Origin of the sequence: Phosphitispora fastidiosa (assembly GCF_019008365.1) — a bacterium.
Lineage (GTDB): Bacteria > Bacillota > Thermincolia > Thermincolales > UBA2595 > Phosphitispora > Phosphitispora fastidiosa.
Genome location: NZ_JAHHUL010000085.1, coordinates 1 through 326 on the forward strand (window position 1 = coordinate 1; position 326 = coordinate 326).

At 54.0% G+C, this 326-nt stretch carries 1 rRNA gene; it reads left to right on the forward strand.

Annotation, left to right across the window (positions count from 1 at the left end):
* A 16S ribosomal RNA gene (locus Ga0451573_RS19045) occupies positions 1-326 on the forward strand; the annotation flags it as partial.

Genomic DNA, 326 nt, shown 5'->3' on the forward strand with positions numbered 1-326 from the left:
CCATGCGCGAGTGCCAGCAGCCGCGGTAATACGGAGGGTGCAAGCGTTATTCGGATTTACTGGGCGTAAAGCGTACGTAGGCGGCGTAGTAAGTCAGGTGTGAAATCCCACGGCTCAACCGTGGAACTGCACTTGAAACTGCTATGCTTGAGTACTGGAGGGGGTGGCGGAATTCCTGGTGTAGGAGTGAAATCCGTAGATATCAGGAGGAACACCAGTGGCGAAGGCGGCCACCTGGACAGTAACTGACGCTGAGGTACGAAAGCGTGGGTAGCAAACAGGATTAGAAACCCTACACTAGGAATTCCACTTACCCCTCTCGGATT